General features: G+C 43.3%; 6 protein-coding genes. All 6 read right to left on the bottom strand.

The features are described from left to right. The coding region (locus KAH81_08095; GenBank protein MCK5833615.1) for a hypothetical protein at positions 1–462 on the bottom strand (462 nt) is incomplete at its 3' end. Further along, positions 459–650, bottom strand: coding sequence for a hypothetical protein (locus KAH81_08090; protein ID MCK5833614.1), 192 nt, complete (start codon positions 648–650; stop codon positions 459–461). The genes KAH81_08090 and KAH81_08095, both read right to left, overlap by 4 nt. A gap of 47 nt (positions 651–697) precedes the next feature. Next, the gene (locus KAH81_08085; GenBank protein MCK5833613.1) at positions 698–2,119 is read right to left on the bottom strand and encodes a hypothetical protein; all 1,422 of its coding nucleotides are present in this window, start codon (positions 2,117–2,119) and stop codon (positions 698–700) included. After that, entirely contained in the window at positions 2,112–2,645 is a 534-nt protein-coding gene (locus tag KAH81_08080) for a TlpA family protein disulfide reductase (GenBank protein ID MCK5833612.1), read from the bottom strand. Before KAH81_08080 ends, KAH81_08085 begins: the two co-directional genes overlap by 8 nt. 8 nt (positions 2,646–2,653) lie before the next feature. Beyond that, a complete protein-coding gene (locus KAH81_08075; protein ID MCK5833611.1) occupies positions 2,654–4,618 on the bottom strand; it encodes a T9SS type A sorting domain-containing protein in 1,965 nt (654 codons plus the stop codon). Positions 4,619–4,632: 14 nt separating this feature from the next. Then, the gene (locus tag KAH81_08070; GenBank protein MCK5833610.1) at positions 4,633–6,600 is read right to left on the bottom strand and encodes an Omp28-related outer membrane protein; all 1,968 of its coding nucleotides are present in this window, start codon (positions 6,598–6,600) and stop codon (positions 4,633–4,635) included. Between the last annotated feature and the right edge of the window lies 1 nt (position 6,601).

Genomic DNA, 6,601 nt, shown 5'->3' with positions numbered 1-6,601 from the left:
AACTGTAATTCCCATGGCATCTCGAAAACCGACCTCGAAATCACCGGCTTCTTTTATACGCTCAAAAAGGTATATAGGTGTTGATTCTGGAACCCGTTCCAGCAACATATCGAAAGCAGCACGGCTTTCAGCGTATGCCAATTCGGCGCTTTCTCGGTTCCATCCGTTTACCTCATTTAAAGTGGCAAGAGGTATGGTATTCCCAAAAATAAAAGCCCGCGACAAACGCGATGACTGTTCAAACTTCATCGGCCCGGAACACCATTGTGCAAAACCCTCATCAAACCATCGTGGGATAACAACATCCCCTGTTTTCTTATGAAGGAATATGTGTGCTAACTCGTGCGCTAATAGTTCTAAAGCTTTGCCTGACATTGCACCTTCATCGAGAAGTAGTATTATTTCATCCCTACTTGGTATGGCCGCACCTATTCCCCAATCTGGAATACCATTTCCGCTCAATTTCTCGAAATCCTCTCTATAATAGTAATAGTATCATCGCTATCCCATTTTATTTGAAGCCTGCTCTCGAATTCTTTCGTGATAAAATCGACTCGTTTCTTAAAACCTGGAATGTTCTTTGCCCCAAAGTCTATATAAATAGGAACATCACCTAAAACCGTGGAAACAAGAAAAAAAATTGGGAGCATTAAAAGCCCCCAATGAAAAGCACAAATTTTAGTGAAAAAATTCAAGTTTAAAAGTTTGAGACTAGTTTGAATTCGAACCCTTCAAACTCCGGCTCGAAACGACAGCTTCCTCCGCTACATGTGAAGCCACCAGGGCGTTTGCCGTAGGCTAGAGTAACCTTATGCGACTCTCCGAGCGCAAAATCAACATAAGCCCTAGCGAAAGCTTCGCCCTCCTCTCCAATCTTTCCGCCTTCGATGCCAACAGAACCGTATGGTGAGAGGGATAATTCACCCAAACCATAAAAATTATTAACATCTTCACCATATTCTACGCCGGTCTGGAACTCTATATCCAAAAGAATTGAAGCTCTATCAGAAACATAGCACAAAGGTTCGAGGACCACATTGATCGAGTTATCGTCGCCGGAAAGATCTTGATATTCGACAACGATACGCGTGCTCAATCTATCAAAATCGAGATAAGCCTCGCCATAAACCTCGATATAAGCATCGTCCTCCCCCTCGATGTCGCCAACCGAGGCCGTCGATACACTGAAATCGCCGTGATCGAAACCGTATGAAGCCTCACCGCTGAAAGCTCTAGTATTAATTGGATCGATTTCCTGGATATGCCTACTCATAAGCGTATAACTCGGCTGGTGAACAATAAGAGGAAGCGAAACTAGCCATGAATCATCACTATAACCTCGTGCTGAAAAACTATCCGCTTGAATAAACTCGCCGAAAAATACAAACGGACCAAAATAGAAGGAGGCGTTGCTGTAAAGAATGTTACCGTCGATAAAATCGCTGCTTTCGATATTATCGCGCCACATCCTCGAATAACTGAATTCGCCATAGAATGGTCCAAATTCGGGCATGGCTCGCAGACCCCATATTTCGCCTTCGAGGTCTGAAAGTAAACTATCCGCTTCACCGAGCTTATCTTTGAAAGCAATATATCCTGCACCGATATTGACAAATGGAATCTCGTAGGTTATATAGTCCAACCCTTTGATAGTATAATTATCCTGCTCGTTCCAATTCGCTATTCCACCGATAAAATTCAAAGAAGAATAAGGTAACGATAATGCTAACGAAATTCCGTCTAAGTGTTTATCTTCCTGTATTTCCGTGCGTTCACGCGCATCGAGGATGAGGCCGTTTCCAAAAGACTCCATTATTGTTCCAGCGGTTATCTCAATATCGTCTATCGACACTCTTGCCCAGCGGTGAACAAGTTCATTATACTCTTCAGTTGGGCGGGTAACTGCGGAACTTCTGGAAGGATGCATAGCATCGAAACGAGCGCCGAGAGTGAAAAAGGACTCGGATACACGAAAATCGAAACGATTCTCAAAAAACTCGTCGCTTGAATCGGAACTGGCTATACGAAACTCCAATGAATTATGCCCGTTTACTGAGAATCCATATAAAACACCGAGAAATAAAGTCAAGATAATCGTGAGGCCAATATGCCTATTCAATTGCATTCTCCTGTTTGTCGTCATCCTCTAACACCGGGAAAAACGCCTCGATTTTCTCTTTATATTCTGCCTCGTCCCCGGGTTTGTAGCCCGAATGTCGATATAGAATCTCATTGCCTTCACAGATTATAAAAAACTCCGGCAATTCAGCCACTCCGGCTAGAGTCTTAACCTTGTTTCTTGGATCCATCAAGACTTTAAATTTCCAACCTTGTTTTATTGCAAAAGGCTTAACTTTAGCTCTGGTTCGAGCACCATCCTCATTTATTGGAAAAACTGCTACATTATGCTTATCGAGGAATTCCTTCATCTCGTTAAGCTTTCGGAGTTCTTTAATACAAGGCTTGCACCACGTTGCCCAAAAAGTAACTATTACCGGCCCTTTTTGTGTTTCTTCTGAAAGGGTAATCGGGTTGCCATCTATATTCTTAAGCGTAAAATCGGGAAAGGTCGAAACAAAATCCGTTTCCCCATTAAGAAGGATTGGTAATAAAAGCGCTATTAACAGAAAAATAAGGCGTTTCATTTCGGCTCCTATTTTATGAGCAATGTTTTAACTTCCTCTGATCGACCCGCTATATTTACACGAATAAAATATAATCCTGTGGGCAGATCAGGATTTTGCCATCTCACAGTATAACCTTCCGCAGAAATCATGCCGTGATACAATTCCGCAATCCTGCGGCCCGACATGTCGAACGCTTCGATAGTCCCTTTTGAAGGTTCATCGATATCGATCTTTATTGATACAGCGCTATTAAATGGATTCGGTGAGGCAGAAATAATACAATTCGATTTCGGAAGATAGCGTTCATCAATGCTAAACCCGCCCCAAAATTGAACAATCCTATTCCAAAGATCATCGCGTTCGGCTTCATTGGATATCGACTCGAACATAAAAGATAGATATATGAGCTTTCCCCCTGAAGTAAAAGTCTTCTGCAATCCACATGTAGGCCCTGTGCTAAGCCTGAGGATACCTTCAGAACCTGCACCAGCCCGAATTAGGAAACCCTCTGCAGGCAGACCGGGGAGAGCGCATGAATAACCTGTAAAGAACGATCCCGGATATGTTCCCATAACTCCCGTAGCACCGAATTCGAGACCATCATAATCGACACCGAGACAATTGTGGTAGAAATCCAGGTCGCCACCTACATCTCGCCCAATCGATCCCGAAGTAATTAGCATCTTGCCCCCATCCTCAAGAAAACCTATCATTCCTTCCCTATCGGAAATCATAAGCGAATCATAGAGGTTGATACCATCATTCCAAATTATCGCTTCGAAAGCAAGGTCGCTAATATCCGGTAATAGGCCGTGCTCTTCCATCGACCAAAGACCATATTCGATGGAATGGTCTGTAAAAAAGTCATCATAATATGGAATATCCTCTGTGGCTGCGCTACTCGAGATAAGTAGCATATCTCCACCCGAATATGCCTTGAAATGGAAGGTCTCTAACCTTGCCTCAGGATCATCGACAGCAGTTATATGAAGATAAACATCACCGTAACCAACATCGCCGCATGGTGACATTCTGAGTTCGAAATCTTGCAGTGATGCACTCGAAACTGCTATTCTAGTTGAATCGAAGAGGACACCACCTGAACGAATATCCACCATCCATCCATCAGGGACATCTTCTTCGAACCAAACATCGTATTGATCATTATTACGGCCAAAATTAAAAACACCGAAATAGAAAACCGTGGTGTCATCAGGGGCTACAAGCTCACGAAAGCGATCGGTCTTGATGTCATGAAAGTAGTCGAGCAAATCATCTGTCGCGCGCTTGTTGCACTGAATTATCACGCTATCAGGCGAAGTAAAATCCTGAACAAATACTGTAAACCAGCAATTTTCATAGCGGCTACAATATGTAAGCAGCTCCCTAAAATCAAAATCGAGTTCGATAATTGTATCACCTTCAATATGGATTTCTTCTCCAAAAGGATTGGGGAGCATATATCTCATTGTCTGGTAAAACATCGTCTGGCCATTAGGTGCGTCGTAATGGGCTGTGTCTTCGTTTAAAACACAACAAAGATTTAGAATATCATCGTAACCGCCGTCTTCACATGTAAGACGAACACGGCAAATGCCAGTATCTATTGGAAAAACTTCGAGTTCAAAAGGAGTGTATGCACCGGCCTCTGATTCTGCAAGAGCACCTGAAAGCGACCAATCGTCCTGCCTTGCACCGTTAATTATCATAAGTGGAACAAATCCGAGGCTATACATGCCTGCACGCTGATTATTTTGCGGTTGATTTGTAATATAAAATGGATCTGCAGCATCAGGGCCACTGGTATGATAACGCAGGACACATATATCATCTATATGAAGCGGATACCATTCATCTAACCAATCATTTGCGCTTTTACATGATCCGCAACCAGTATTCGTATTAATCTCTACTAAAGATCGCCGCGTGAAAGAAAAACACGACACGACAACTGCGGTTAAAATTAACACACAGAATAATTGTTTTTTCATGACTAAATCCTATTCTATTTAGCTAGCAATACTTTGCGGATCGAGGTAGAACCGCTATTTGTAGTTAATTTTACAAGATAAACGCCAGTCGGTAATTCAATCCCAGCGTTATTATAGCCTTCCCACATGAAAGCGGCAGTTCCCGCTTCGAGATAGTCGATAGAAAAGACTAATCTGCCTGAAATATCGAATATTTCTAAATCAGCCCTTTCATTAATAGAATAATCGAATCTCACCGAGGAATTAAAAGGGTTAGGCGAGGCGCATAAAAGAGCTTTATTCTCAGGAAGCTCGACATCTTCGACATCCAGACCACCCCAAAATTCCAAGACACGTCCCCAAAAATCATCACGCTGAGTCGAGTTAGAAATATCCTCGAGCATAAATGAGATATACACAAGACGGCCACCGCCATCGGTTTCGCGAATAAGGCCACAGGTTTTTCCGCTGCCAAGTCTAAGAATCCCTCTGCTGGGCGATTGAGGTGTAAAACCTTCTGCTATCGCACCCCCAAGAGAGGCAGTATAACCCGTGAATTCGGTGCCTCCATATGTTCCAGTGATAGATGAAGGAGAGGAATCTATGCCATCACTCACAGCACCTATCGCTAAATAATAAAAGTCAAATATACTCCCGACAGTCCTTGCCCAACTTGCCGAAGTTACAAGCATTTTACCACCGTTATCGAGATAATTCTTAACAGAATTTCTATCTTGAATTGACATCGAGGCCTCTAAATTAAGAGCATCGTGCCAGACTATTGCATCGTAAGGAGCATTTGATAGATCAGGAAGAGAACCATCCCGGGTAATCGACCACTCCTGATAATTAACCCCGTTATCGGCAAACAAATCATGGAAATATCCCGTAGCTGTCACAGCCCCCTGAGTTGCAACATATAGCAAGTCTCCACCTGCCAATACAGTGAACGAAAGCGTGTCTATCGATGCGGTTGTATCGCCCTCAGATTTAAGTAAAACATTTACCTTTCCTTGACCACCACTAGATACACCTGGCGTTATGAATACATCTATTTCCGAACTTGTTAAGCTAGAAAGTGTGATTCCAGTGCTATCGAAGGTTGTGCTACCTTGTTTAGCCCAGCTAGTCCAACCTGTTGGAAGGTCGGTTTCGATCCATACAGCATAAGTATCATCATAGCTTCCAATATTTTCTATCGAAGCTGTGAAACTTGCTGTATCACCCGGTTCTGAGATATTCCTGTTATGCTCAGCCGCAAAGCTATGAAAATAACCCATTAAGCGCCAATCCGTGATTTGGGCATTATGGACATTATATGCTGTCGTTGGGGCCGACCAGTCCTGAACCCACGCGACTATCATCAGGTTATCGGTGTTCCACGATGGATCGAGAGTAAGCGGAAAACTAAAATTCTGTGAACCGATAGTGTTTAAATCGATAAGTTGACCACTCGCTGAAGGCAGAAGCTTCCGAAGAACATTGTTAGCCCATACCTCGCCATTCGGAGAGGTCGGGTTGTAATTACTGTCCTCAACCACAGCGACAAAAAGCCTGTTATTAGTTCCGGTAATAGGTGTTTCAACATTGACCTGAACATGAATTATATCACCGGGGATAATCGTTATATCCAGAGCAGCTATATCATACAGCAAAGAAGAGATCAGGGAAGAAGCGGAAGACCATGAGCCTATTTTATTTCCATCGACTGCAACCGCCGGAACACCCGATACTGCATAATGCGTCCAACGGGATTGGTTATCCGTTGGCGCGGCAACATAAAAGGGATCCCCCGAACTTGGCCAGTTGCAATGAACCTCGACAACTGCAAGTTGGTCGCCGTAATAGTCTGATAAACTATCACACATAGCTCCGCAGGGTGGGCAGTAGCCGCAAGAAATATTAGTGAACCTTTCGAGAAAAGGAACTCTCGTAGCAGAAATCGCACTGATTGCGGTCAAAGCAAACACCAATAGTATAGCTAAAACTCTTTGCCTTCCCATG

It is taken from the genome of bacterium (assembly GCA_023145965.1).
GTDB lineage: Bacteria > UBP14 > UBA6098 > UBA6098 > UBA6098 > UBA6098.
Note: the sequence above shows the minus strand (reverse complement) of the source record. Positions and strands in the feature narration are given on the sequence as shown.

Coding starts and splice junctions, on each gene's coding strand:
- KAH81_08090 (MCK5833614.1), bottom strand. CDS start 650: ATGCTCCCAATTTTTTTTCTTGTTTCCACGGTTTTAGGTGATGTTCCT.
- KAH81_08080 (MCK5833612.1), bottom strand. CDS start 2,645: ATGAAACGCCTTATTTTTCTGTTAATAGCGCTTTTATTACCAATCCTT.
- KAH81_08075 (MCK5833611.1), bottom strand. CDS start 4,618: ATGAAAAAACAATTATTCTGTGTGTTAATTTTAACCGCAGTTGTCGTG.
- KAH81_08070 (MCK5833610.1), bottom strand. CDS start 6,600: ATGGGAAGGCAAAGAGTTTTAGCTATACTATTGGTGTTTGCTTTGACC.